Source organism: Frankia sp. EI5c (genome assembly GCF_001636565.1).
Classification (GTDB): Bacteria; Actinomycetota; Actinomycetes; order Frankiales; family Frankiaceae; genus Parafrankia.
In genome coordinates this window covers 1-26,110 of record NZ_LRTK01000025.1, presented here as the reverse complement: position 1 = coordinate 26,110, position 26,110 = coordinate 1, and the positions used below count along the sequence as shown (strand labels likewise).

Annotated in this window: 13 protein-coding genes and 12 pseudogenes; 12 read left to right on the top strand and 13 right to left on the bottom strand. The window is 72.1% G+C overall.

The features are described from left to right. The 6 genes and pseudogenes from UG55_RS13775 (at position 1) to UG55_RS45980 (ending at position 6,269) form a co-directional block, all read left to right on the top strand. A complete protein-coding gene (locus tag UG55_RS13775) occupies positions 1 to 999 on the top strand; it encodes an NAD-dependent epimerase/dehydratase family protein (RefSeq protein ID WP_128422991.1) in 999 nt (332 codons plus the stop codon). Continuing rightward, positions 996 to 1,805: pseudogene (locus UG55_RS47275) on the top strand (DegT/DnrJ/EryC1/StrS family aminotransferase); the annotation flags it as partial. The gene UG55_RS13775 and the pseudogene UG55_RS47275, both read left to right, overlap by 4 nt. 1 nt (position 1,806) lies before the next feature. After that, the coding region (locus tag UG55_RS47270; protein ID WP_396230899.1) for a DegT/DnrJ/EryC1/StrS family aminotransferase at positions 1,807 to 2,189 on the top strand (383 nt) is incomplete at its 5' end. 13 nt (positions 2,190 to 2,202) lie between these two features. Then, positions 2,203 to 3,342 (top strand): DegT/DnrJ/EryC1/StrS aminotransferase family protein, encoded by a 1,140-nt coding sequence (locus UG55_RS13765; protein ID WP_066068036.1) that lies wholly within the window; start codon positions 2,203 to 2,205, stop codon positions 3,340 to 3,342. Between the two features lie 25 nt (positions 3,343 to 3,367). Then, positions 3,368 to 3,985, top strand: a complete 618-nt coding sequence (locus tag UG55_RS13760; protein WP_242424296.1) for an acyltransferase — start codon at positions 3,368 to 3,370, stop codon at positions 3,983 to 3,985. After that, entirely contained in the window at positions 3,978 to 6,269 is a 2,292-nt protein-coding gene (locus UG55_RS45980; protein ID WP_066068032.1) for an oligosaccharide flippase family protein, read from the top strand. Before UG55_RS13760 ends, UG55_RS45980 begins: the two co-directional genes overlap by 8 nt. Before the next feature lie 26 nt (positions 6,270 to 6,295). Here the strand turns inward: UG55_RS45980 and UG55_RS13750 are convergent, their stop codons facing one another. The 10 genes and pseudogenes from UG55_RS13750 to UG55_RS13735 all read right to left on the bottom strand — a co-directional run bounded on the left by UG55_RS13750 (position 6,296) and on the right by UG55_RS13735 (position 16,267). Beyond that, on the bottom strand, positions 6,296 to 7,558 hold the full coding sequence (locus tag UG55_RS13750; RefSeq protein ID WP_066068030.1) for a glycosyltransferase family 4 protein: 1,263 nt from the start codon (positions 7,556 to 7,558) through the stop codon (positions 6,296 to 6,298). Positions 7,559 to 7,709: 151 nt separating this feature from the next. Next, positions 7,710 to 7,818: pseudogene (locus UG55_RS47265) on the bottom strand (hypothetical protein); the annotation flags it as partial. 1 nt (position 7,819) lies between these two features. Continuing rightward, positions 7,820 to 10,531 (bottom strand): annotated as a pseudogene (locus UG55_RS47260) (DUF4082 domain-containing protein); the annotation flags it as partial. 1 nt (position 10,532) lies between these two features. Next, positions 10,533 to 12,090: pseudogene (locus tag UG55_RS47255) on the bottom strand (N,N-dimethylformamidase beta subunit family domain-containing protein); the annotation flags it as partial. Between the two features lies 1 nt (position 12,091). Further along, a pseudogene (locus UG55_RS47250) lies at positions 12,092 to 12,216 on the bottom strand (hypothetical protein); the annotation flags it as partial. A 1-nt stretch (position 12,217) separates the two neighbouring features. Beyond that, positions 12,218 to 12,509, bottom strand: a 292-nt coding sequence (locus tag UG55_RS47245; RefSeq protein ID WP_396230903.1) for a hypothetical protein, incomplete at its 3' end; no start/stop codon positions are given. A gap of 873 nt (positions 12,510 to 13,382) precedes the next feature. After that, positions 13,383 to 13,853: pseudogene (locus UG55_RS30015) on the bottom strand (right-handed parallel beta-helix repeat-containing protein); the annotation flags it as partial. 25 nt (positions 13,854 to 13,878) lie between these two features. Beyond that, positions 13,879 to 14,507, bottom strand: a pseudogene (locus UG55_RS47240) (DUF4082 domain-containing protein); the annotation flags it as partial. A 1-nt stretch (position 14,508) separates the two neighbouring features. Next, a pseudogene (locus tag UG55_RS47235) lies at positions 14,509 to 15,155 on the bottom strand (hypothetical protein); the annotation flags it as partial. Further along, the gene (locus tag UG55_RS13735) at positions 15,152 to 16,267 is read right to left on the bottom strand and encodes a glycosyltransferase (RefSeq protein ID WP_128422985.1); all 1,116 of its coding nucleotides are present in this window, start codon (positions 16,265 to 16,267) and stop codon (positions 15,152 to 15,154) included. The pseudogene UG55_RS47235 and the gene UG55_RS13735, both read right to left, overlap by 4 nt. A gap of 422 nt (positions 16,268 to 16,689) precedes the next feature. Here UG55_RS13735 and UG55_RS13730 point away from each other — a divergent pair, with 422 nt between their 5' ends. From UG55_RS13730 to UG55_RS36615, 6 genes and pseudogenes are all read left to right on the top strand, one after another. After that, positions 16,690 to 17,259 (top strand): hypothetical protein, encoded by a 570-nt coding sequence (locus UG55_RS13730; protein WP_157901513.1) that lies wholly within the window; start codon positions 16,690 to 16,692, stop codon positions 17,257 to 17,259. Positions 17,260 to 17,605: 346 nt separating this feature from the next. Further along, positions 17,606 to 18,691 carry a hypothetical protein gene (locus tag UG55_RS13725; RefSeq protein ID WP_066068018.1) on the top strand — a complete coding sequence of 362 codons (1,086 nt, stop codon included), beginning with the start codon at positions 17,606 to 17,608 and terminating at the stop codon, positions 18,689 to 18,691. Further along, a pseudogene (locus tag UG55_RS47230) lies at positions 18,688 to 19,709 on the top strand (hypothetical protein); the annotation flags it as partial. The gene UG55_RS13725 and the pseudogene UG55_RS47230, both read left to right, overlap by 4 nt. Position 19,710: 1 nt before the next feature. Next, a pseudogene (locus UG55_RS36620) lies at positions 19,711 to 20,217 on the top strand (O-antigen polymerase); the annotation flags it as partial. 101 nt (positions 20,218 to 20,318) lie between these two features. Continuing rightward, positions 20,319 to 20,721 (top strand): annotated as a pseudogene (locus tag UG55_RS46240) (acyltransferase); the annotation flags it as partial. Between the two features lies 1 nt (position 20,722). Further along, positions 20,723 to 20,867 (top strand): annotated as a pseudogene (locus tag UG55_RS36615) (acyltransferase); the annotation flags it as partial. Between the two features lie 39 nt (positions 20,868 to 20,906). On the opposite strand, the gene UG55_RS13710 reads toward UG55_RS36615, so the two are convergent. The 3 genes from UG55_RS13710 to UG55_RS13700 are packed head-to-tail and all read right to left on the bottom strand — an operon-like array spanning position 20,907 to position 26,037. After that, entirely contained in the window at positions 20,907 to 21,773 is an 867-nt protein-coding gene (locus tag UG55_RS13710; protein WP_066068013.1) for a glycosyltransferase family 2 protein, read from the bottom strand. After that, positions 21,770 to 23,647, bottom strand: coding sequence for an asparagine synthase (glutamine-hydrolyzing) (gene asnB, locus UG55_RS13705; protein WP_066068010.1), 1,878 nt, complete (start codon positions 23,645 to 23,647; stop codon positions 21,770 to 21,772). The genes UG55_RS13710 and asnB overlap by 4 nt, the downstream gene beginning before the upstream one ends. Further along, on the bottom strand, positions 23,647 to 26,037 hold the full coding sequence (locus UG55_RS13700; protein WP_396230902.1) for a glycosyltransferase: 2,391 nt from the start codon (positions 26,035 to 26,037) through the stop codon (positions 23,647 to 23,649). The genes asnB and UG55_RS13700 overlap by 1 nt, the downstream gene beginning before the upstream one ends. Positions 26,038 to 26,110 lie beyond the last annotated feature (73 nt).

Genomic DNA, 26,110 nt, shown 5'->3' with positions numbered 1-26,110 from the left:
ATCGCCGGTCGTCGTGTCCTCATCACCGGCGGCGCCGGTCTCATCGGGTCGCACATCACCGACCAGCTGATTCCGCTCGGGCCGGCCGAGATAGTCATCCTCGACAACTTCACCCGCGGCCGGCGCGAGAACCTCGCCGAGGCGCTGCGGACCGGCCCGGTGACCGTCATCGAAGGCGACGTGCGGGACGCCGAGACCGTCGCCAAGGCGATGGCCGGCGTGGACCTCGTGTTCCACCAGGCCGCGATACGCATCACCCAGTGTGCGCAGGAGCCTCGGCTCGCCTTCGACGTGCTCGCCACCGGCACCTTCAACGTGCTGGAGGCCGCGGTCGAGGCGGGCGTCCGCCGGGTGGTGGCCGCGTCGTCGGCCTCCGTCTACGGCCTCGCCGAGCAGTTCCCCACCGACGAGCGCCACCACCCGTACGACAACCGCACGATCTACGGGGCGGCGAAGCTGTTCAACGAGTCGTTGCTGCGCAGCTTCAACGACATGTACGGCCTCGACTACGTCGTCCTGCGCTACTTCAACGTCTACGGCCCGCGCATGGACGCCCACGGCGCCTACACCGAGGTCCTGATCCGCTGGATGGAGCGCATCGAACGCGGCGAACGGCCACTGATCTTCGGTGACGGCAGTCAGACGATGGACTTCGTGAACGCGGTCGACATCGCCCGGGCCAACATCGCCGCGGCCCGCTCCGACGTCTCGGACGAGGTGTACAACGTCGCGAGTGGGCGGGAGACCAGCCTGCTGGAGCTGGCCCGCGCGCTGGCCGCCGCGATGGGCAGCGACCTGGAGCCCGAGTTCGGGCCGGAGCGGAAGACCAACCCGGTTCCCCGCCGGCTCGCCGACATCTCGCGGGCGCGGCGTGACCTCGGCTTCGTCGCCTCGATCGGCCTTGAGCAGGGCCTGCGTGAGCTGGTCACGTGGTGGCGGGGGCTCGGCACCGTCACCACAGGCGCGGGGAGCGCCCCGGCGGGGAGCCCCGTCCGATGAGCGCGGACTCCCCGGCGGGCACCACGGCCAGGCCGGCCCTGCTGCCCGTGATGCGCCCCTGGCTGGGTGCGGAGGAGGCCGCGGCCGCCGCTGAGGCGGTGCGGTCGGGCTGGGTGGCCCAGGGCCCGCGGGTGGCGGAGTTCGAGCGGGCGCTGGCGGCGCGCCTCGGCGCCGCCGACGCGGTCGTCGTCTCCAGCTGCACCGCCGCCCTCCACCTCGCCATGCTGGTGGCGGGGGTCGGCCCGGGCGACGAGGTCGTCGTTCCGTCGCTGTCGTTCATCGCCACGGCGAACGCCGTCCGCTACGTCGGCGCCACGCCGGTCTTCGCCGACGTGGACCCGAGCACCCAGAACGTCACCACGGCGACCGTCGAGGCCGCCCTCACCCCCGCCACCCGCGCGGTCATCGGGGTCGACCAGGGCGGGATGCCGCTGGACGTCGAGCCGCTGCGCGCGCTGTGCCTGCGCCGTGGCCTCGAGCTGGTGCAGGACTCGGCCTGCGCGATCGGGTCCACCTACCGGGGCCGGGCGGTCGGCGGCGACGCCGGGCTGGCCGCCTTCTCCTTCCATCCCCGCAAGCTGCTCACGACCGGGGAGGGCGGAGCACTGGTCACCGACCGCCCGGAGTGGGCGGCGCGGGCCCGGCGGCTACGCGAGCACGGCATGAGCGTCAGCGCCGCGGAACGCCACGCGAGCAGCCGCATCATGATCGAGGACTACGTCGAGACCGGTTACAACTACCGCATGACGGACGTCCAGGCCGCGATCGGGCTCGTGCAGCTCGGGCGCCTGACGGAGCTGATCGCCNGCCGCCGCGAACTCGCCGCCCACTACCAGCGGGCACTCGCCGGCGTGCCCGGCCTCCGGGTGTGCGCCGATCCGCCCTACGGGACGACCAACTACCAGTCCTTCTGGGTGGAGCTCACCGAGGCCTTCCCCGGCACCCGCAACGAGCTGCTCGAACATCTGCTGCGCGACGGCATCTCAGCTCGGCGCGGCATCATGGCCGCGCACCGGGAGCCCGCCTACGCGGGCCAGGGCGGGGCCGATCTCCCGGTGACGGACCGGCTCACCGACCGGACCGTGATCCTGCCGCTGTTCCACGAGATGACCCAGGACGACGTCGAGCGGGTCGCGGCGTCCCTCCACGCGGCGGCGGCCGGGGTCACCGCCAGCCCGAGCGATCGCTGAGAGGACGTCGAAGATGACTACGAACGACCCGGTTCCCTTCGTGGACCTCGCGGCCGCGCACCGCGCCGTCGCCGACGAGGTCGCGGCGGGCTTCGCCCAGGTGCTGGCGACGACGGCGTTCGTCGGCGGCGCCCCGGTCACCGAGTTCGAGCGGGAGTTCGCCGCCTTCACCGGCCGCGGGCACTGTGTCGGGGTCGGCAACGGCACCGACGCGATCGAGCTCGCGCTGCGTGCCCTCGGGGTGGGCACCCGGCCCGAGGACGAGGTCGTGCTGCCCGCGAACTCCTTCATCGCCACCGCGGAGGCGGTCGCGCGCGCCGGCGCCCGCCCGGTCCTGGTCGACGCCGAGGTGACCTACCAGCTGCTCGACCCCGAGCGGGTCGCCGAGGCGATCACTCCCCGCACCCGAGCGGTGATCCCGGTGCATCTGTTCGGGCAGCTCGCCCCGCTCGACGGGATCAAGGCGGCCCTCGCGGGACGGGAGATCGCCGTCGTCGAGGACGCGGCGCAGGCGCAGGGCGCCACCCGCCACGGCGCCGGGATCGGTTCCGCCGGGCCGGCCGCGACCAGCTTCTATCCAGGCAAGAACCTCGGCGCCTACGGCGACGCGGGGGCGGTGCTCACCGACGACGAGGAACTCGCCACCACCGTGCGGGCGATCTCCTGCCACGGCAGCCTGACCAAGTACGAACACACCCACCTGGGCGTCAACTCCCGGCTCGACACGCTGCAGGCGGTGGTGCTGCGCGCCAAGCTCGCCCGGCTCGCGGCGGCGAACGAGGCCCGGCGCGCGGCCGCCGCCCGCTACGACTCCCTGCTCACCGACGTGGAGCAGTCCCTCGGTCTCGATCTGGGCCGTCCGCGGGTCGCCCCCGGCAACGTGCACGTCTGGCACCTGTACGTCATCCGGGTGCCGGAACGCGACCGGGTGCTGGGCCGCCTGCACGCCGCCGGGATCGGGGCCGGCGTCCACTACCCGCGGCCCATCCACCGCAGCGTGCCCTTCGCCGGCCATGCCCCGCGGCCCTGCCCGGTCACGGATCTGCTCGCCGGGCAGATCCTCTCGCTGCCGATCTACCCTGAGATCACCGAGGCCCAGCAGCGACGTGTCGTGGAATCCCTGGCGAAGGCGCTGGTCGACAGTGCCGCCTGAGACGGTGACAACGGGAGGGACCGCAGTGGCGGCTCAGATCGCGACAGACGGGGCAGCGGCCGAGGCGGCCGGAGCGAGGCCGCCCTACGTCCACCCGGCCGCGCTGTGCGAGAGCGACCGGATCGGGCCCGGTACCCGGGTCTGGGCGTTCGCGCATGTCCTTCCCGGGGCGGTGGTCGGCGCCGACTGCAACATCTGCGACCACGCTTTCATCGAGTCCGAGGTACGGCTCGGCGACCGGGTGACCGTCAAGAACAACGTCGCGCTGTTCAACGGCCTGACCGTGGACGACGACGTCTTCCTCGGCCCGAACGCCGTGTTCACCAACGACTACAACCCGCGGGCCGCCGTGAAGAAGTCCGGCGACGACCTGCTGCCCACCCTGATCCGGTCGGGCGCCACGATCGGCGCGAACGCCACGATCGTCTGCGGTGTCACCATCGGCGAGAACGCCTTCGTCGGTGCCGGCACGGTGGTCATCCGGGACGTTCCGCCGGGGGCGATGGTCGTCGGCAACCCCGCCCGGCAGATCGGCTGGATGTGCGCCTGCGGCGAGCGCCTGGGTGCGGACCTGACCTGTGCCTGCGGGATCCGCCATCGCCTGGACTCCGCCAGTGGCGGCATCATCGCGGATCATGCCTGATCCTTCCGACGAGGACATCCCGCCGGGCCGGCGCACCTCCGCGGCCCCGCGGAACCCGCCAGAAGATCAGGAACGAACCGTAACCCTGGCCTGGGACCCGGCCCTGGAGTCGGCCGAGGCGGCCGAGGCGACCGAGGCGGCGGAGGCGGCCGAGGCGGCGGACATCGAGCAGACCGTCCTGGTTCAGCGTCCGGCGCTCCCCGCGGGCCGCCCGACCCCTCCGGCCGGCCCGACGCCGTCCGCGGATGACGCCGAGCGCACGGTGAAGGTGCAGCGGCCGGCGCTGCCGGGAGACGGCCTGGCATCTCGGCCGGACGCCGCACCGCCCTCGGCGGACATCGAGCGAACCGTCACGCTGCGGCGGGCAGACGTACCGGCGGCCAGACCGGCCGACAGACCAGCCGACAGACCGGCCGACAGCGAACGCACGGTCACCGTGCAGCGGATGCCCACGCCGTCCGGGCCGGGAGCCGGCTTCGGATCGCGGGACGGGCTCGAAGCCCTGGAGCCGCTGGAACCGGCGGCACGGCCGGGGCAGCGCTCCCACGCCGGTCCGCGGATGTCCCGGGACGCCGAACCGACCATGGTGATCGGTCAGGCCGCGCTCCGCCACCGCACGGACAGCACCGCGCTCATGCTGGGCCCGGCGCTCGCGAGCGCGGCGGAGGCCCCGCTCCCGGCTGCCGACGGCCCGGACGACCAGATGGGCAGCAAGCTCCGGAAAGGACTGGGCTGGAGCTTCCTGAACAACGTCATCTCCCGGGCCGGCGTCCTGATCATCGGGATCGCCCTGGGCCGGATACTGGCACCCGCCGAGTTCGGCGTGTTCGCGGTCGCGCTGCTCGCCATGCAGCTGCTGATGAGCCTCAACGACGCCGGGATCACGGCCGCCCTGATCCGGTGGGAAGGCGACATCCGCGAGGTCGAGCGCACCGGCGTCACGCTGATCATGGCCTTCAGTGCCCTGCTGTACGTGCTGTTCTTCCTCGCCGCGCCGTTGTTCGCCGCGGCGATGCACATGCCCGAGGCCTCCGACGTCCTGCGGGTCCTCGCTCTCACCATCCTCATCGACGCCACCGCCGCGGTACCGACCGCCCTGCTGACCCGCTCCTTCTCGCAGGGACGTCGGACCATCGCGGACAGCGCGAACCTCGTGGTCTGGGCCGGGCTCTCGATCGGGCTGGCGGCGACCGGCATGGGCGTCTGGGCACTGGTCGTCAGTCGCCTGGCCGGCAACCTCGTCGGCGCGCTCGCGATCTTCGCGCTGGCACCGCGCCGCCCCCTGCCGGGCTTCCGGCCGGATCTGGCCCGCCGGCTGGCCGCGGACGGCGTGCCGCTGACCGGCTCCGGCTTCCTGACCTTCTGCATGCTGAATGTCGACACCGCGATCACCGGCCGAACACTGGGGACGCTGCGGCTCGGCTTCTACACGCAGGCGTTCAACCTGGCGAGCTGGCCGGTGAACATGTTCTCCTTCGCGGTCCGGCGGGTGAGCCTGGTCGGGTTCGCCCAGCTCGGCTCCGACCCGGCCCGGCTGCGCGACGCCTACGCCCGCTCGCTGGCGCTGCTCACGGCCGTCACGATGCCGGTCTGCGTGCTGCTGGCGACGCTGGGCCCCGAGGTGATCCGGACCGTCTACGGCGAGAAGTGGGTGCCCGCCGCGGACGCGCTGCGCTACCTGGCCCTGCTCTCCGTCGTCCGCGTGGGCATCGAGATCACCGACGACCTGCTGGTCGCCATCGGCAAGGCCCGCGTCATGGTCCGCATCCAGGTGATCTGGCTGGTCACGCTGGTACCCGCGCTCGCGGTCGGCGCCCGTCTCGACGGTCTGCGCGGACTCGCGGCGGCGCACCTGGTCGTGGCCGTGCTGATCGTCGTACCGGCCTTCTGCCTGGCCCTGCGGGCCCTCGACTTCTCGCTGGGGAAGATCGCTCTGGCCCTCGTCCGGCCCACGATCGGCGGGCTGGTCTTCGGCGCCGTCGCCCAGGTCGGCCCGGTGGTCACGACCTCGCCGCCACTCGCGCTGCTGGTCGGAGGATCGGCGGCGACGTTGGCGTACGCCGCCGTCGTCGCCCCCATGCGCGCCCTGATCCGGCCGCCGCGCGAAACCACGCCCGGGCCTGCCACCGCGTCCGGGCCCACCACTGCATCCGGGCCCGCCGCCGGGCCCGTGTCCGTAGCCGCGCCGCGGGCGGGCGCCGGGGATCCCGCCCCCGGGGCCCGCCGGGCGGCCAGCGGGCACCGCCGGAACCGGCGCGCCGGCGGCGGGACAGCACGCCGGTAGCGCGGGCGGCCTGGGCGTGCGGCGCCTCAGCCGCCGGCAGGCGGCGGGCTGTCCTGCGTGCCCCGCGCCACGGCCACGTCCGCCCAGCTGGTGGGGGCCGGAGCACCGCGCAGCCGGTCGCGGACGGCGGCCGGGATCACCCGGCTGGCGGTGGCTCGCGGGGCGACCGCGGCCAGGTCCCGCAGGATGTCCCGCCGCGCCGGCGGCTGGTTCACCGCCTCCGTCAGAAACCCGTCGAGGCGGCGTCCGCCGACAGCCAGCGAATAGCGGTCCAGGACGAGCTCCCGTGCCCAGCCGCCGAGGCTCCGGCGCAGCGCGGCGTCGTTGAGCAGGGTGGCGAGCTGGCCCGCGAGATCGGAGGGGGTCCCGTCGCCGACCCCGTAGTAGCCGCGCCAGAACAGCGGTGTCACGGTGTCCTCGCTGACCACGGTGGAGAAGCCCTTCTCCCCGGTGAGCAGCACCGGCTTGCCGAAGGCCAGCCCGCGCAGGGCCGAGCCGCCCATGCCGAGCACGACGTCGGCGGCCGCGTAGGCCCCGCGCGGGTCGAGCATCGGGCCCGGCACGGTGACGACCTGGCGCCCGGCCTTCTCGTTCACGACCGCGGCGCGGCGCCGCAGATCCTCCTCGGCGGTGCCGGAGCCGATGATGAGAAAACGCACCGGATGATCGGCCGCGAGCTCACCGACCGCCTCGATGCCGCGGATCAGGCCTTCCAGCTTCAGCCAGCCCACCAGTCTGGAGACCGCGACCACCAGCAGCTCGTCACCGCCGACGCCGTGCTCCTTGCGGACGGCCTCGCCGTCCACGGCCGCGGGGTCGTCCCGGCTGGTGTCGACCGGTGGCTCCAGCAGCAGGACCCGGCGGTGGCCCAGCGTGCGGGCCACGTCGGTGGTCTCCTCCGTCCCGAAGGTCATGGGCACCGCCTTCGGCAGGTGCGCGGAGACCGACAGGTTGTTCATGTCGCTGCCGGCGAAGGGCACGCCGAGCGGCCCGAGGGCCAGCAGCGCGTTGATGCACTGCGGCCAGTCCCAGGCGTGGACGACGTCGGGCCGCTGTTCCAGGGTGGTGCGGACGAGTGCCGCGATCATCCGGGCCGACGGTGCCCCGTAGGCCGCCGGCGCCGGGATCAGGCGGATCTTCCGCTCGTGCAGCAGCGCCGCGGCCGGCCCCGGAGTCGCGAAGAACACCACCTCGTGACCGTGCGTGTCCCGCAGCTCGGTGGCGAGGTCGATGGCGTTGGTCTGGCTTCCGCCGATCTCCAGGTGATGGGGGTAGACCAGGATCTTCACGATGGCTCTCCGCTCGGGTCAGGGCCCAGGGCCGCCGGCCGCGCGGCCGGACGGGGCCCACGGCCGGGCTGACCGGCCCGTGCTGTGGCCCCGTCCCGGACCGGCCGGGCCCTGGCACCTAGTGCCCCGGAGCGGCACCTCCGGAACGGCACTAGGACAGGCTTGCTGTGAACACGACGTCGACCCAGTAGTTGCTCTTGCCTCCGTCGCCGTTCGGGAAGCTGGAAGCCCCGTACTTGTACACGCCGTTCGGCCCGTCGNCGCCGTTACCGAGCGCGCGTACGGGCGCCCTGGTGGTCGTCGAGCCGAAGTAGTTCGCGGTGTACGAGTAGCGGCCGGCTGAGGAGTTGTACGAGGCGACGTAGGTGGTGCCGGCCGTCACCTGCACCGGGGTGCTGAAGAGGACCTGCTGCCAGCCCGAAGCCGATTCGTTGGTGAAGGTCGCGTCAGCAAGAAGGTTACCGCTCGCATCCCACAGGTGACCGATGTGGGTCCCGGTGTTCGTCGCGCCCTTGTAGAACCGGATCCCGGTCACGTATCCGTTCTGATCCGTCCGGAACTTGACGCCGAGTTCCACCTGGGCCGCGTCCGAAGCCGCGGCGACGGCCGGCGTCGCCGTCTCCGGGAAGATCGTGCAGGGGCAGGCGACCACCGGCGTGAACGACCAGGAGGTGGCCGCCAGCGCGTTGCCGGCCAGGTCCTTCGCGCCGACGGTCACCGTGTACGGCTGCCCGGAGCTCAGGTCCTGGCCCGGGATCAGCGTCGCTGTCGAGGTCTCCCAGCTGTAGCTGACCGTGCCGGCCACGGTGTTGTTCGCCGCGTCCTTGAGCGTCAGGCCGAGCGTCGACGGGTTGATCGGCTCGCTGAAGGTGACGGTGACCGGGCCGGAGGTCTGGTTGGAGGTCGAGCCGGGCGCCGGGCTGCGGCTCGCGATCGTCGGCGGGGTGGTGTCCGGCGTGCCGTTCAGGACGAACACCGGGTCCACCCAGTAGTTGGCGTTCTGGTACGAGTTCGTCGGGAACGCCGTACCGCCGTAGAGATAGAGCCCGTTGGGGCCGTCCACGCCGCTGGCCAGCACGACCATCGGTGACGCGCTCGCGGGCGGGCTGGTGAAGTAGCCCCCCGTGTTCGCGTAGTAGCCGGTGTTGGTGTGGTACGAGACCACATAGGTGGTTCCCGGCGTCACCGCCACCGGTGCGGGGAAGGAGACCGTCTGCCAGCCGGAGGCCGTCTCGTTGGTGAAGACGGCCAACGCCAGGCGGGTGCCCGTCGCCGACCAGAGGCTGCCCAGGTGGGTACCGGTGTTCCCGGTGGACTTGTAGAACCGGACCCCGCTGATGTAGCCGGGCTGGTCCACCCGGAACTTCATGCCGACCTCGATCGCCTGCGAGTCGCCGGCTATCTGGGTCGGGGTGGCCGTGCCGAACACGGTGCACGGGCAGGCCGGCGCGGCCATCGTGAAGGTCCACGTCTCGGGCCCGGCCATCGCGTTGTCGAAGAGGTCCTTCGCGCCGGAGACGGTCACCGTGTAGGCCGCGCTGGTGACCAGCGACGCGCTCGGGGTGAACCGGGCGGTCTGGGTCGGCGCGTCATAGCTGACGGCGCCGGCGACGGTGGCACCCGCGGCGTTCTTCAGCACCATCGAGATGCTGCTCGGCTGCACGGCCTCGCTGAACGTCGCGGTGATCGGTGTGCCCGCGGCGACCCCGGTCGCGCCCGGCGACGGGCTGACCCCGGCGATCACCGGCGGCACCGAGTCGCTGGGGGCGGCGGTGTCGAAGACGACGTCGATCCAGTAGTTCGAGGCCTGGGCCGTGTTCGTCGGGAAGCCACTCGCGCCGTACCGGTAGACGCCGTTCCCACCCGCGTCGGTGTTCGACAGCGCCCTGATCGGCGCGGTGCCGGCACCGGCGGTGGAGAAGGCCCCGTTGGTGTACGCGTAGTGGCCCGCCGGCGCGTAGTAGGACGCCGTGTAGGTCGTGCCCGCGGTCACCGCGACCGGAGGCCACACCGCGGCCTGCTGCCAGCCGGTCGCCGACTCACCGGTGAAGGTCACCGAGGCCAGCCTCGTCCCGGCGGAGTCCCACAGCGAACCGACGTGGGTGCCGGTGTTGCCGGGGCCCTTGTAGAAGCGCACACCGTAGATCCAGCCGTTGGTGGTCGGCTGGAACTTCACCCCGAGCTCGATCGCGGCCGGGTCGGTGCTCGCGGGCACCGCCGGGGCCGCGGAGGCGTCCCAGATCGTGCAGGGGCAGGTGCGCGGGCCGGCGGTGGTGAACGACCAGGACACCGGGCTCATGACGTTGCCGGCGGCGTCGCTGGCGCCGGACAGCACCGCGGTGTACGTGCTTCCGCTGGTCAGCGTCGCGCTCGGGGTCAGCGTGATCCGTCGGTCCTGGGCGCTGTAGGCGACCGTCGAGGGGATCACCACGTTGGCCGCGTCCCGGAGGACCAGCGACGCGCTGTTGGCGGTGATCTCCTCGGAGAAGGTGGCCGAGACCGTGGTCGCCGGGTCGACGTTCGTGGCGGCGGACGCGGGTGTCCGCGTCGCCACCGCCGGCGGCGTCACATCGGCGGCGGAGGCGTCCGAGAAGATCGCGTCCACCCAGTAGTTCCAGGCGGAGTTGAGCTGGCCGACGGTCGGGGTCACCGACTGGTTCGGGAACTGCCCGGCCGGGCCGTAGCGGTACACGCCGTTGGCGGCGGTGGGGCCGCCGGGCAGCGCCTTCAGCGGCAGTCCGGTGGTGCCGGCGTTGGTGAAGTAGTCGGCGTCGGCCGCGTAGTGACCGGACGGCGCGTGGTAGGCGATCACATAGGTGGTGTCCTTGGAGACACCGACCGCCTGGGGGAAGGCGACCGTCTGCCAGCCGCTGGCGGTCTCGTCGGCGAACGTCCCGCTGGCCAGCAGCGTGCCGTCGCCCGTCCACAGCGTCGCGGTGTGCGTGCCGGTGTTGCCGGCGCCCTTGTAGAAGCNGGCGCCGGTGATCGAGCCGTCCATGGTCGAGGTGAACTTGACGCCCACGGTGATCGCTGAGCCGTCGTTGGTCGACGGATTGGCGGGGACGGCATCGGTCGGGAAGATCGTGCAGGGGCAGGAGACCGTGGTCGCGACCTGGGTGACCGGGCCGATGTTGCCGCTGTCGTCGGTGGCCCGGACCTTGATAGCCACCGCCCCCACGCCGACGGCCGTGCCGGTGTAGGTCCAGGACTCGCGGCCCTTGGCCGGGTGCCAGCTGGCCCCGCCGTCCATCGAGATCTCGACGCCGCCGACGACACCGCCGCCGGAGTCGGCCGCCTTCCCGGTGACGGTGACGGTCGCGCCGTTCGCGTGCGCGGCCCCGCCGGCCGGCGAGGTGATCGTGGCGGTGGGGCCGGTGGTGTCGGTCGACTTCGTCGCCAGGCTCAGGCCCGGGAGGAGCGTCCTGGGCTGGGCACTCATGTCGGCGAGCAGGTTGACGGTAGCCTGCCGCATCCGGGAGTCCGGCTGAGTGTTGTCGGGGTTGGCCTCGTCCAGGCCCCAGGACCACTGGATGGTGCCGGCCCCGAACACCAGGGCGCCGCTGGGCGCCCGGTACATGGTCATCGCGTGGGTCGCCTGGCCCGGCTGGACGACATTGCCGTAGGCGTCCTTGACCACCGACGTCGCGTCCGCCACATCCGAGTGGGCGACCTGGAACAGCCCGGCCGGCCGGAAGCCGTTGTCGATGTCGGTGTCCCACTCGTAGGCCAGCGTGCTCGACGCGAGCGTGGCCACCTGGCCGGGAGCCAGCTTGTCGACACCGGTGTTGCGCCAGAAGCGCATCTTGCCGTCCTCGGCCGGCACCTTGATCGCGTGGTAGTCGCTCTGCACGACCCAGTAGGTGCCGGTCAGCGCGTTCTCCGGCTTGCCGGCGTCCGACGGCGGCGAGAAGCGGGTGTCCCGCCAGGTGCCGGTCCACTCGCTGGACGGGTCCGTCTTGGCGTTGTCCCGCGACTCCTTGTAGCAGACCATCGTCCGGTACTCCTGGCCGGAGCCGTCGATGCTCTTCTCCCAGCGGACCTTCCAGTAGACCTCGTTGCCGGAGAAGAAGGCCAGGTTGACCCCGGCGTCGCGCGCCTGCTCCACGTGGGTCCGCTGCTTACCCGACCAGTACTCGTCGTGGCCGGAGGACATGAAGACCCGGTGGTTGAGCATCGGCGCGCCGGACTTGTCGCCGTCGATGCCGCTGGTGTAGCTCAGGTCGTACCCGTTCGACTCCAGGAACCGGATCATCGGGTATTCGGCGCTGAGTACCCAGTCCTGGAACTTGTTCTGCGGGGTCGCGAACGGGCGGTTGTAACTGACCTTCTTCGCCTGGTGGCAGTCCGCGCCGAGCTCGTAGAGGCTGTACCCGCCGTAGCAGTTGTACGCCTGCCAGGACGTGTCGGACGCCTGCACCAGGATGTCGCTGTGACTGGAGTCGTCCCGGACGACCCAGGTGATCTGTCCTTCACCGCCGGTGTCCAGCCGGTGGAGGATCGCGAAGTAGATACCGGAGACGGCGGTCGAGGGCNCCGCCCAGGACGCGGACTCGGCCCAGTTGCCGCAGTCGACGAGGTGCGTCGTGTTGTCCGTGTAGCAGGCCGGCTGAATCTGCGGCAGGGACGCGCTCGGCGTGATGCTGTCGACCTTGCGGGCCNCGTTGCCCTGGTAGTAGCCCATCCGGAAGATGTCGATGCGGTAGGCCGAGGCGTCCGTCTTCACCTTGAAGCGGATGGTCTCGCCCTTGTTCACGCTGATCTGCGTGCCGAAACCCTGAATGCTCGGGTCGCCGGCGCCGGACAGGCGCCATTCGGACGGCGGGGAGCCCGGCAGGCTGTTCTCACAGACGATCGGGTTCACGGGAGGGTCACACGGGCCGGCGGCCTGGGCGGCCGGCAGCGTCGGGTGCCCGGGCAGCACGGTCAGCCCGACGAGAGCGACCGCCACCATCATCGTCAGCGCGGCGACTCGCCCCGGCGCGTGCGCGGTCGCGCGGGCGAGTGCCGAGATGCCGCGGCGGCGCGGCGGCGGGGCCGCCCGGTGACGCCACAGGCTGACCACGCGCCGACGAGAATGCATCTCGATCTCCCGATTTTCGGACGGGTTACCCGTCCTCGCCCGGCCCACGGGTCAGGTTTGGCCGGATGGCAGTTCCTGGAGTTGGGGGAGGCTGTTACCGAAGTGTGACGGGTGATCTCCGTCAGCGGTTCGACCGGCCCCGGGCGACCGTGCGCCCGGTGGCGGACGCGTGCCGAGACCCCGTGCCGGCCGGCACGCGGCAGTGGAACGCCGGCGGCTGGCCGAAGGCTGGCCGGAAACGCCGCGGCGGACAGAAGATGACACCCATTTTGGACCCCCCAGGGCCAAGCGGCACGTTACCCCCGTAAGTGCCCCTGTGGCGACTTGACACGTTAGCGCCCATGCCTGCCGCGAGCAAACAGGGGCGTCTTCCGGTGGATGGGTTGTTTATACGTTGCTTTTTCGGCGCTCGGTCGCCCAACGCAACGAGGTGGGTGGCGCCAAGCGCCACCCACCTCGCGTGAGCAGGTCAGGTCAGAGAGTCACTGCCGCACCCGTGTCGGCCCACACGTTCCCGGAGAGCACGTTTCCGCCACTGCGCACGAATCCTGCGATCGTCCCGTACGTCCCGCATTTGGGGTGGTATCGGCGACCGAAGGTGTTGTCCAGGATGCGCACGTTGCTGGCGACCGGGAACGGCTTCTGCTCGCCAGACCCGCCGTACACGCAGTAAGCGCCCTGCGTGTTGAAGAGATTACGTTGAATCAACACGTTCTGGATGGGCGCGAAGTCACCGAACAGCCNGACCGCGCCCGAGCAGTAGTCGTTTCCGTCCGGCACGGCACATTCGATCGTGTTGCCGATGAGGGTCAGGTTCGAGCCACCGTTCGACAGGAATCCGTCCATGTGGGACGACTGGTTGGAGTAGAGGTCGTGCACCCAGCTGCCCTCGACCACAGTGCTGCCATCGGAGTAGATACCTGCCCGGAAGCCGTGGATGTTCGCGCGCCGGATGGTCATGTTCGCGTTTCCGATGCCGGACCGGTCACACGCCAGGCCGTCCCCGCTGACCTCGACATCCTCGATCAGGGTGGGACCGGCCCTGTCCTGCATGTAACCGACGTTGATGGCACCGCCATCACCACAGCCGTGCACCCGCACGTTCCGGATGGTCACGTTACGGGCACGCACGGTGATCGTTCCCTTGACGTCCAGGTTGCTGATCACCGTGTTGTCCTTGGTCACCGTGATCGAGCCGGACGGGGTGAGCGTCACGCCGGCCCGGACACCTGTGTTGCCNGGCCCCGGCCAGCCTCCGCTCGGAACTCCACCACCGGAGCCGGACGGCACGTCCGCGGAGCCGGTTCCGCTGGAACCCGTCCCCCCGGAGCCGGTCCCGACCGAGCCCGAGCCCGCCCCGGCGGACCCGGTCCCGCCGGAACCCACGTCACCGGCACCCGTAGCACCGGCTTCGGGAGCGGTTGACACCTCCGCTCCGGGGGCCGTCGACCCAACGGAGGGGGCGGCGGACGGCTCAGTGCCGGGGGGAGCGGTCGCGTTCGGCCCCTGCGAGGGCGGGACGGTCACCGGCGCGCCGGTTGTCCGGGCACCCGGCCGGAACTCCACGTCCACGTAGTAGTTGCTGTCCTGCCAGATCTCGGTGGGGAAGGCGGACGCGCGGTAGGTGTACACCCCGGCCAGCCCCACAAGCGGGCCGACCCGGCGCACCTGATTGCCCTTGAAATAGTCGACCTGGTCGACATAGGAGCCGGTTTCTACCTGGTAGGCGGCGACATAGGTCCGCCCCGCCTGCACCGCGACCGGACGGTCGAAGACCCCGCGCCGCCACCCGGGGCGATCACTGTCGGCAACCGTGAGCGTGCTGAGCAGCCGCCCGTCCGAGGACCACAGGGTGCCGGCGCTCGGCCCNCCGCCGGCGCGGGGACGGTAGACCCGCAGCGCGGAGATCTCACCGGACACCTCGACGCGGAACCGCAGCCCCAGCACCACCCGGCGGGTGTCCGGACTTACCTCGACCGCCAGGGTGCCCCGGCCACTCCACAGGCTGATCGGGCCGCCGGAACCGCTGCCCGACCGGCCCGCCGCGGAGATGTTCAGGCTGCTCGAGCTGGCTCGCAGCCCGACCACAAGGCCGGTCAGGCCGGCAACCAGCGCCACGACCAGCACTATCGTCAGATTCCGGCGCGGTCTCCGAGCCGGGCGCGCGGCGCGCGGCGCGCGGCGCCGGCCGCGACGGCCACCACCGGATCCGGACGCCGGCTGGGCGGGCCGCGCCGTTCCCGGTTCCGCCAGCGCTCCTGTCCCCGGGCCGGTCACCAACGGGCCCGTTCCCGGACCCGCCACCGGCCCCGGCTGGGGGTTCGCCACCGGACCCGTCCCCGGGCCCACCGTCAACTGACCCGTCCCCGGATCCACCAGCGGGCCTGTCACCGATCCCGGTTCCAGGCCAGACGCTGGTACGGGCTCCGGCTCCGACTCCGGCTCCGACTCCGGTTCGGTTCCGCCGGGCGTTCGCTCGGCCGTCTGGAAATCGCTCCAGGTATCGTTCGCGGTCATTGCGTGCCTCCCGGTCGGTCCCCCCCGGAAATGGACACAGAACCGTCATGTCGGGCAACCCGGATTGCCGCTGCGAAATCCGCGGCCCGGCGCCCCCAGCTATGGCATTCCGCGAACGCGCGGCGGGCGGCGGCCAGCTGGCCGGACCGCTCGCGTTGCAGCTCCGCGGTGACCGCCGCCGCGAAATCCGGCGGAGTGGTGGCGGTGACTATCAACGACGAATCCAACCACCGGGTGGCCGGCAGATCCGTCGAGACAGCCGCCCGCCCGGCTGCGAGGTACTCAAGGGTCTTGAGCGGGAAACTACCACGATTGAAGGGCGTGTCGGCGTACGGCACGAGGCCGACGTCGATGGTCCGCAGATAGCCCGGCAGCTCCTCCGCCGGCTTCCGCCCGACCGAGAGCACGTTCTCCCGGGCCAGCAGGGCACGCATCCGACCCGGTTCGAAGGCCGGGTCTATGGGGCCGACCAGCAGCAGCGAATTCCCGGTGTCGGCGACCGCTTCCAACAGACTCAGATCAATTCGCGCATTGATATGGCCGACGAGTCCGGCCACCGGGCCCGGCAGGCGCACGTCCTCCGGCACGGGCGCGGACTCGACGCCCGCGAAGGCATCCGGATCGCAACCGTAGGGAATCAGCAGGGGATCCGCGCCCAGCGCGGCCAGTTTCGCGTGGACGACCGGGCTGGCCGCGATGACGACATCCGCCTTCGCGGCCACCTTCACCTCCGCGACCTGCACCCGCACCGGATCCAGGCCGAGCAGGGCCGCGCCCCCGGCGTAGTCGTCCTGTGCCCAGTAGACGCGCAGCCGCTCCCGCGCGGCTCCGAAGGCCGGCAGCAGCACGTCCGCCTCGACCAGCGCGGCGGCCGGGCTCGCGGCCGGGCTCGCGGCCGCCGCGGCGAGGTCACGGACGGCTCGCCGGATCTGCCGGCGCACGATCTCGGCGTTCGCGGGGGCGACCCCCTGCCGCCGCAGGCCGGGCAGCACCACCGGGGCCAGGTGCGCCAGGTTGTCGCCCAGCATCCGCACCCGCGGCGCCGTCGGCCGGGCGATGTCCGGCCGCCGGCCCGGCGTCGCCGGTGAGACAGGCGGGTCGACGTACAGCACGGGAACGTGCCGGGCCAGCTGTTCGGTAAGCGATCGGTCGTGTAGCTTGACGCCATCCCAACGGTTCGTCGCACACACGGTGACGAATTCACGCCACTGTGTCGCTGCCGACAGGTCGGGTACACGCACGGCGAAGCTCATCGGTCCCCCTCCCGATTGAACATCCGTGCCAACGAATGCGCGGCTGATGGTAACCGAGACAGCCCGAGCCCGGGACAGCCGGCTGACAGGTACCCGCGGTAGCTGCCCTATGGTGGTGGCCGGCGGGGGATGATGTCGGCCGTCTCCAACAGGATCCGGATCTCCGCGGCTGGGGGCGCCATCGGCTCCGGCCGTGCGAAGCTCTCGGGAGCCGATTACATCCGCCCGGCGCCAACCGGCGAGGGCGCCATGGGGGGACGGGAATGGGGCGGGCCCGAATTGTGCTGGCTGCCGTACTGGCAGCCGGAGCGATGTTGGGCGCGGTCACGCTTTTCCTGCGCCCGCCCCCACAGGCCGCGAGCCTGGCGGTTGTGCTCCGGGTGGACGAGGGCCGCGACGATGCGGCGAACGCCCAGTTCGCCGGTGAGCTGCTGATCTACTATGCGCGTTCCGAGCTGACCCGGCCGGGAGCGCTGGGCCCGGGTGTACTGAGCAGTTTTCAGCTCGCCTTCTCCCGGAACAGCACCGAGCCCTTCGCGGATGTCATCGACCGAAGCACAATCATCAATATCGTCGCCGCGGACAGTGACGGCACGATGGCTCGCAACACCGTCAGCGCGGTGGTGAGCCGGCTGTCGGAGCAGCTCGAGCGCTGGCAGGATGGAATTCCCACGGGCAAGCGCATCGTGTTGGTGCCGCTGCCGCGAGGCAACCGGGAGACCACCAGCCTGGCGGGTCCGGCCTCCTACGCGGGCGGCAGCCGCCCCCGAGCCGCCGTTGGCGTCCTGCTGGTCACCGCCATCTCGGCCGCGGCCGTGGGAACCAGTGCCCGGCGAGCGCGGCTCCGATGAGCGCCCCGGGGATGAGCGGCCGGCGGATGAGCGCCCGGCGGCACCGAACCGCAACCGCTTCGGGTAACGACGACGTGTTGACAGCCTGCGCGCCTGCCAGGCGGCTTTCCCACGCCCATATGCCGTCGGCGGCGGCGTGTGACCCTGGGAACTGGGGGGGTATTCTCTTGCTTTCTCGAATCGGAATCCTGCGCTCGGCAAGACCGGGCCGCGGCTGGTGTGCGCCACCTGGATCAGGCCGCGCCAACCCCCGTGCCCGGAGGCCACCGCNGCCTCGCCCGTTCTCGGAAGCCCAGGCCTTCCGGACCGGCACCGCTTTCCGGCCCGGAACCGAGGGGAACACGCGATGCAGCTGAACGGACCGCTCGCCATTCTGCTTCGCCGGTGGCGGCTCACCGCCGTGGGCGTCATCGTCACCCTGGTGGCCGCCATCGGCGGCTACGTCGCCACTCCCGTCAGTTATGAGGGGTCAGCCCAGGTCTTCCTGCTGCCCTCGGCCACGTCGGCGGACACCGGCAAGGTCGACAATCCGTACCTGGGTTTCGGGCAGGCGCTGCGGATCACCGCGGAAGTGCTCAGCCGACTGGTGAGCACCGCCGAGGCGGTCGACGAGGCCGCGGCGCAGGGGGCCACCGCGGGCTACATGGTGGGCATCCCCACCGACGCCGCCGGCCCTGTTCTGAACGTGCAGGCAAAGGGGCCGGACCGGGCCGCGGTCGTGACCACCGTCAACTACGTGGTCACCAGACTGGGTGCGATCCTGGACGAGGAGCAGCAGAAGGGCGGTGCTCCGCGCTCCTCCTGGTTCGTCCTCAACAAGATCACCCAGTCGCCGCTGGTGACGGTGAACCAGAAGGCCCGTTACACCCGTGCCGTGCTCGCGCTCGCGGTGTGCTCACTGTTCACCTTCCTGGGTGTTCTGCTGTTCGACCGGTTCCGGTCCCCGCGACCGGCCGCCGCCGTTCCGGCACCACCCGGCGGGGATGCCGGCCGCCCCGGCCCGCCCGAGCCCGCCGACGGTCTGGGCTATCCCGACCGCCCTGGCCGGTCCGAACGTCCGGACTACGCCGACCACCTCGGCTACCCCGCGCGCCCGGACCGTCCCGAGCGCTCCGACCGCCCGGAGCGGCCGGGCTACGAAGACGTGTCCCGTGCTTCGCGGCCGGCCACGGCCGATCGCGCCACGCCCGCCCGCGCCACGGCCGATCGGAACGACCGGGACGCCCCGCCGGCCGCCCGGCCGACGCGGGACGAGCGCCGGGAACGCCCGGCGGCCGACCAGCCGAACATCTTCGAGCCCGCGCCGCAGAAGCGCTCGGAGAACGACACCGAACGCACCTACCGGATCCCGCTGCGGAGACCGAACGCGCCTGACGACGGCACCGAGTCGGTCTTCGACCGCCGGCCGTTGGGCACCGATCGACTTTCATGACCACCGGCACTTCGAGGATCTCGCCGGCCGGCGCGGCCACGGGGAACCGGCTCGGCCGCGGAGACCAGAGTTCGGTGCGCTCCCCCGGCTGGCCGGCCGGCGCGGATCGCACCCAGGCGACATCCGGCCTCCGCGGCCCGGCCGTGCCCGGCCCGCCTGGCACGGCGGGGCCGGCGCTGGTGGCCTTGCTGCGACCGCTCGCCAACCTGGACGTGGTCAGCCTGCTCACGGTCTTCGTGGTGCTGCTGCTCGGCCTGTCCGCCCAGTTGGTCATCGGCTCGCTCGGCTCCGCCGCGACCCCGGCGAACCTCATCGGCCTCGTCGGCCTGCTGTACTGGCTCGGCGGCCGCCTGCATCCCGCGCTGGGCCTGGCCCGGGAGGCGAACCCGGTCCGTACCACGGGGCTGCTCTTCCTGATCGTGGTGCTCCTCAGCTACACCGCCTCGAACGTCCGGGTGACGTCCGCGGTGGAGATCCGCGCGGCTGACCGAGGCCTCATCGCCACCCTGTGCTGGCTGGGCGTCATGCTGCTCGCCTGTGACGGTGTGACCAGCCTCGACCGGCTGGAGACCCTGCTGCGGCGGCTGGCCATCGGCGGCGGCCTGCTCGGCCTGCTCGGGCTGGTGCAGTTCTACACCGGCTTCAACCCGCTGGCCGCCCTCCGCCCGCCCGGCCTGCAGGCGGTCGCCGACTTCGACGAGCTGAGCACCCGGTCGGACTTCGTCCGGATCAAGGCGACCGCTAGCCATCCGATCGAGGCCGGCGTGGTCTTCGCGGCCATCCTGCCGTTCGCGTTCCACTTCGCGCTGCAGCCCGCCGCCAGCCGCCTGCGCGGCCGGCTGCGCTGGGGTGGCGTGATCATGCTGATGGCCGCGTTGCCGATGACGCTGTCCCGCAGCGGCCTGCTCGCCGCGATGGTCACCATCATCGTGCTGTTCACCGGCTGGCCCGCCCGGGTGCGCCTGCGGGCGCTCATCATCGCGCCGGTCTTCCTGGTTCTCATGCGACTGGCCGTTCCNGGGCTGCTGGGCACCGTGCGCAGCATGTTCTCCGGGATCGCGAACGACCCGAGCACCTCCGGCCGGACCAGCGACTACGCGACCGTCGGCTACTACTTCGACCAGGCGCCGCTGTTCGGCCGCGGCTTCCGCACCTTCCTGCCGGACATCTACCGCACCCTCGACAACCAGTTCCTGGGCGGTCTGGTCGAGATCGGCGCGGTCGGCCTGGTCGCACTCATCCTGCTGTTCGTGGTTCCCCTGGTCTGCGTGGTGATCGCGCTGCGGCGGGCGCCCGACCAGCGCTCCCGGGACCTCATCCGCGCGCTGACCGCCAGCGTGTTCGCGGTGATGCTCAGTTACGTGACCTTCGACGCGATGAGCTTCTCGCTGATCGCCAGCCTGACCTTCCTCCTGCTCGGCTGCTGCGGGGCGGCCTGGCGGCTGACGAAGGCGCCGACCCGGAGCGCAGAGCACACGGCCGGACCACGGAGCACACGAGCGGAGCACGGAAGGACTACACGTTGACCGCGTTGACCCAGCCCGACGCTGACGACAGCGCGCCGGACGGCGGCGCGCCGGGCGGCGAGGCCGTCTCGCAATCCGGCGGCCTGGCCGCCCCGGCAGACATGCCTCCGGCAGACGTGCCACCCCGCCTCACCCGGGCTCGCCAGGTCGCCCGCGAGATGGTCCGCGATGTGGTCCTCAACGGCGCGCTCGCCACGCCGGTCGCCCCCCGGCCGCTGCGGGTGCGGCTGCTGCACCGAACCGGCCTGCGGGTGTCCGGAGCCGCGATCTCCCCCGGGTGCTGGTTCGGCGGCCGGAATGTCTCCATCGGCCCGCGTACCTACGTCAACCGCGGGTGCTTTTTTGACTCGCTCGCGGACATCACGATCGGCGCCGACTGTCACCTGGGCATGCAGGTGCTGCTGTGCACGAGCACCCATGAGCCGGGGCTCGGCCGGTCCCGCGCCGGAGCGCTCGCCGGCCGCCCGATCGTGATCGGTGACGGCTGCTGGATCGGGGCCCGGGNAACGATCATGCCGGGGGTCACCATCCAGGACGGATGCGTGATCGCCGCGGGTGCCGTGGTCACCGCGGACTGCGCGGCGGACGGGGTCTACGCCGGAGTCCCGGCCCGCCGGGTTCGCGACCTTCCGCCCCGCGCCGCGCGGTGATCCCCGCCCCGGGCGCTGTTCGTCGTCACATCCGGACGGTCAGGCCCGGCTGCTGTTGTCCCGCAGCCAGGTGACCGGGCCGCCGCGGCGGCGATGCGCCCGCGCCCACAGCCGCCCACCCGCGGTGACGACGAGAAACCCCGCCACCGTCGGAACCTGACCGGGGTGGCCGCGGAGGATCCCGGCGACGACCCGGAGGTTCGCGGCGGCCCCACCGCGGGGCCGCGAGTGCGCCTGCTCGGCGTTGCCCATGGAGGCCCGGGCGCGGCGGCGCAGCAGGTCCGCGACCCGGCGCGGGGGCCGCACCGTCGAACAGGCCGCGCGCACCACCGTTCGCTCGGAGGGCTCGAAGGCCAGGTGGAGGTAAAGGTCGTCGTTGACGACGTCGGGCAGGGCGGCGATGCGCTGGTAGCCCAGCCGGCTCACCGCGACCACACCCCGGCCGACCAGCCCGTTCGACACCACCGGCAGCTGGGACCACACCGCGTAGTAGGACCGCACCAGCCAGGGCGAACCGGCGAGGTGCAGCATGCGCTCCGGGGACGCGGCGAGGTAGCCACCGCCGTCGACGGCGTCGGCCAGCGCGAGCAGGCCCTCCCGGTCGATCTCGACATCGGCATCGACGTAGATCCGCGGGAAGACGTCCGTGGCGGCGTTCCCCATCCGCAACGCATTGATCTTTGACGGGATGTCGGTGCTCAGCACCCGCACACCCGGGCCGAAGGAGGCCGCTATCTCCTCGGTGCCGTCCGTGCACCCGTTGCACACGACGATCACCTCGAAGCACCCGCCGCCGGCGCTCCCGACGATCCCCGTGAGGAGGCGCCCGATCACCCGTGCCTCGTTGTGCGCCGGGATCACCACACTCGCGCGCACCGAACCCGGGCCGCGGCCGGCGTCGCTCACAGCCCCACTCCCCGGGGCCCCGTCGGCCGGGTCTGGACAGGTCGCCGGAAGAAGACCTCGTGCCAGACCTCCAGGCACAGCAGCGTCCAGATCCGGATCTCCTCGTTGCGCCGGCCCTGGGCATGCCCGGTCAGCAGCTCCCGGACGGGCGCCACTCCGAGCAGCTCGCCGACGAACGAGTCGCGGCCGGTCAGCATCTCCGTGGCGAGCTTGGAGAGGTCACCGCGGAACCAGCTGTCCAGCGGGACCCGGAAACCGACCTTCGGCCGGTCGACGATCTGCGCCGGCAGGTAGCGGCGCGCCACCTCCTTGAGCACCCACTTGCCGCGGCCGTTGCGCACCTTCACATCGGAGGGCAGCCGGAAGGCCAGTTCGACGAGCTCGTGGTCAAGCAGCGGCGGGCGCATCTCCACCGAGGCGGCCATGGTCATCCGGTCCCCGCGCTCGAGCAGGTTGTCCGGCAGCCAGCCGAGGAGGTCGGCCTCGAGCATGCCGCGCAGCGGATCGTTGTGCCGTCCCGGCAGCAGGCGGCCGGGTTCCCCCCTGGCGGCGCCCAGCAGGCGGAGCCGCTCGCGCTCGGTGAACGGTGCGAACCAGCCGTCCCGCCGGCTGGGCACGTCGGTCTCCCCCAGCGCCCGCAGGGCGATCCGCAGCCGGTGCGCACCCGCCGGCAGTGCCTGCTGGGCCCGGTCGAACGCCGGCCCCCGCAGCCAGGACGGGAGGACGCCGATGCGGGACGTCAGCCCGGCGAGCCGGTACTTGGGATAGCCGCCGAACAGCTCGTCGGCGCCCTCGCCGGACAGGACGACGCGCACGTGCTCCCGGGCGAGCTGGGCGAGCCGGTGCACGGCGATATCCGCCGGTTCGGAGACGGGAGCGTCCCGGTGCCAGGTCAGGGTCGGCCACAGGTCGACGAAGTCGCTCGGCCTGACCTCGATCTCGTGATGGCGGGTGCCGAACTGCCCGCTGACGAGGCGGGCCATCGGCAGCTCGTCGTTGGGCCCCGGGCCGAAGCCGACGGAGAACGTGTGGACGGGCTCGTCGGTCTGCCTGGTCATGAGCGCGGTCACCAGGCTGGAGTCGACGCCGCCGGACAGGTAGGCGCCCACCGGGGTGTCGGCGACGGTCGCGCGCTCCACCGCCCGCCGCAACGCGGTGTCGACCAGTTCGACCGCCCGCTCGGGTCCGACCGGCCACGCCTCGGCGGGGTGTGGCGGCGACCAGTAGCGCCTGAGCTCCGTCCGGCCGTCCCTCGTCGCGGTGAGCAGGTGCCCGGGGAGCAGCTTGCGGATCCCCTCGAACAGGGTCGCGGGCGCCGGCACCGAACGGCCCGCCAGGTAGTCCACCACCGAGAGCAGGTCCACGCCCGGCGACTTCGTCAGCGCCGGCAGGATCGCTTTGATCTCGGAGGCGAAGACCAGCTGCGTGCCGTCGACGTGGTAGTACAGCGGAAGCACGCCCAGGCGGTCGCGTACCAGCGTCACCCGGCCGCTGTCCGCCTCGTGGACGGCGAAGGCGAACTGGCCGGCGAGGCTGCGCAGGCCCTCGGCTCCCTTCGTGGCGAACATCGCGAGCGCGACCTCGGTGTCGCCGCCGGTGCGGAAGGGGTACGACATCCGCTCGCGCAGCTGCCGGTAGTTGAAGATCTCGCCGTTGAAGCAGATGTGGTGGCGCTCGTCGGCGGAGGCCATCGGCTGGGCGCTGCCCGCGAGGTCAATGATCGACAGTCGCCGGTGCCCGAAGCCGACCGGCCCGGCGCGCCAGAAGCCCTCCGCGTCCGGCCCCCGGTGCGTGAGCAGGCCGGTCATCGTTGACAGCAACGCCGGGTCGACCGGCTCACCGTCGAAGCGCAGGACGCCCGCTATCCCGCACATCAGCCGACCCCGCCCGGCCGCCGGTTCGGCCGCCGGTTCGGCTGCCGGCCCGACAGCCCGCCCGGCGACAGCCGACGTCTCAGGCCGGTGACCCGCCGCCGCCCGGCCGGCCCGGGTTCCGGCTCTCCCGCGATCTTGTCAATGAGCTCCAGGAGCTCGTCGGTCCGCGCGTCCCAGGAGTCCCGCTCGACGTGCCTGCGCCGGCTGACCGGGTCACCGGGACCACCGTCGGCGATCGTCTCCCGAACCATCTGGACGAATTCCTCGGGACTGGCGGCCACCCGCACGACGCCGCGGTCGCCGGCGATCTGCGGGTAGTCCGTGGTCACCACGGGCAGCCCGAGCGCCAGGTACTCCTTCAGTTTGATGGGATTGCAGAACCGGATCCACTCGTTGCGCAGCCAGGGCATGATCGCCACATCGAAGGCGAGGCCGTAGGACGGGATCGTCTCGTAGGGCCGGAAGCCCAGCCAGTGCACGTTCGGGTAGGCGTCGAACCGGCGCATCGAACAGGTCGCGTCGCCGATCAGGACCAGGCTCGCGGTCGGGATCTCCGCGGCGACCCGTTCCAGCAGGTCGAAGTCGACGGTGTAGTCGTCCAGCCCGCCGAAGAAGCCGATCCGCGGCCCCGGGACATCCGCGATGTCAGCCGGGGCGGGACCGGCGGCCGCGGCGCTGAAATGGTCGAGGTCGACCCCGTGACCGAGGAAGTGCGCCCGCTCGCCCACCACGGCGGCGTCGCGGTTCATGAGTTCGTGGCTGACGTACAGAACCCGGTCGCTGTGCCGCATCAGCTCGTCCTCCAGCGCACCCACCACCGCACCGTTGCTTTCGGTGAATTCGGAGTGCTTGTCGGACCTGTTGTACAGAAGACCAGCCCGCGGAAGGGGGCGCACCGCGTCCCAGGCGGTCGGCATCGTCACGAAATAGGACGGATTATCCAGGCCGAGCCGGCGGGCGACCGCGGTGACCTGTCGGCGAACGAGCCAGGCATTCACCGCGCGACCGGTCCGGCTGCCGTAGAGAGGCAGCAGCACCGGCGAGAGAACGTGGAAGTCCGGGAGTTCCGCTCGCGGTGTCCGCACCCCGCGGGAGATGCTCCGCGCCTTTCGGAGAATGCGCCGCAGCGGCTGGGTGCTGCGACCCGGCAATGGCATGCGGACGGCCAGGCTGTTGACGAACAGCACCGGGCGCCGGGCGGCGATCCTGGTCATGAGCTGGAAATCGGAATGCGCCCGGTTGTGGTACCACCAGTCCTGGCCGGAGAAGCACACGATGGGCGGCTCGATGGCACCCGCGCCCCCGCCGGCGCCCGAGCCCCCGCTGCCGCCCGAGCCGGCGGCACCACCCGAACCGCCGGGCCCACGTCCCGCCTGCCCGGTGAACCGCCCGGCCGCGGGCGCCCGGGAGGCGCCGACGCCGATCGGGAGGGAGACCACGGCGGGGATCCGGTCGGTGAGGACCGCCAGCCGGGCACGCCGCCCGGACCACGACGCGGACGCCGGCCCCTCACCTCCGGCCCGGGCCACCAGCCGCGGCTGGCTCGCGGTGAGCAGCCCCGCCAGCGCCGCCCTGCTCGTCGCCCGCCCGGACGCGGCCCGCACCAGCTCACCGGTCACGATCCCGGCGGCGAACGCGGTGCTCGCGGCCACGCCGTGCCGCGACCGGTACAGCCGCAGCCGGTTGGCCGTGAGCAACGTCCACAGTGCCGGTGAGCTGCCCGACTCGCCGCCGAGATGAACGCCCACCGCGTCCGGCGCGTACCGCAGCCGGAAGCCGATGTCCCGGGCCCGCAGCAGGAAGTCGGTCTCCTCGGAATAGAGGAAGTACCGCTCGTCCCAGTCACCCACGGCGTCGACGCAGGGGCGGGAGATCAGGAGCGCGGCGCCGGTCGCCCAGTCGGCGGTGACCGGCCTGGCGTAGGAGTTCGGCGAGGTCACCACCTCGCCCAGGACGGGCCACCGGCCGGCCCGGCCACCGAGCAGCGCCTCCCCCCAGGCCCGGCTGACGGACGGCTCCCGGCGCAACGACAGCGCCGGTTCCCCGGCCGGCCCCAGCAGCCTGGGTGCCACGACGCCGGTACCTGGTTCGTCCAGCATCCGCAGCATCGCGGGCACCGCGCCGGAACGCAGCCGGATGTCGGGGTTCAGCACCAGGACGGCGCGTACGGTCGGCGACATCGCCCGCGTGCCGTGGTTGATTGCCGCGGCGTAGCCGACGTTGCCCCCGGTCGACAGGACCCGGACACCGCCGGCCGCGCGAGCGACTTCCCGCGTCGAGTCCCTTGAGCCGTTGTCGACGACAAGAGTCTCCACCGGCACCCGTCCGCAGGCCGCGGGCAGGGCTGACAGACATTCGGCGAGTACTGAAGCACTGTTGAAGGTGACGATGACGATGGAGACAACCGGATGCCCCGTCTCGCCCGCCGACTCAGCCGACTCAGCCCTCTCAGCCGACTCAGCC

Bases quoted from the DNA above. Each gene is read 5' to 3' on its own strand.
- UG55_RS13765 (WP_066068036.1), top strand. From the start codon at position 2,203: ATGACTACGAACGACCCGGTTCCCTTCGTGGACCTCGCGGCCGCGCAC.
- UG55_RS45980 (WP_066068032.1), top strand. From the start codon at position 3,978: ATGCCTGATCCTTCCGACGAGGACATCCCGCCGGGCCGGCGCACCTCC.
- UG55_RS13725 (WP_066068018.1), top strand. From the start codon at position 17,606: ATGCAGCTGAACGGACCGCTCGCCATTCTGCTTCGCCGGTGGCGGCTC.
- asnB (WP_066068010.1), bottom strand. From the start codon at position 23,647: ATGTGCGGGATAGCGGGCGTCCTGCGCTTCGACGGTGAGCCGGTCGAC.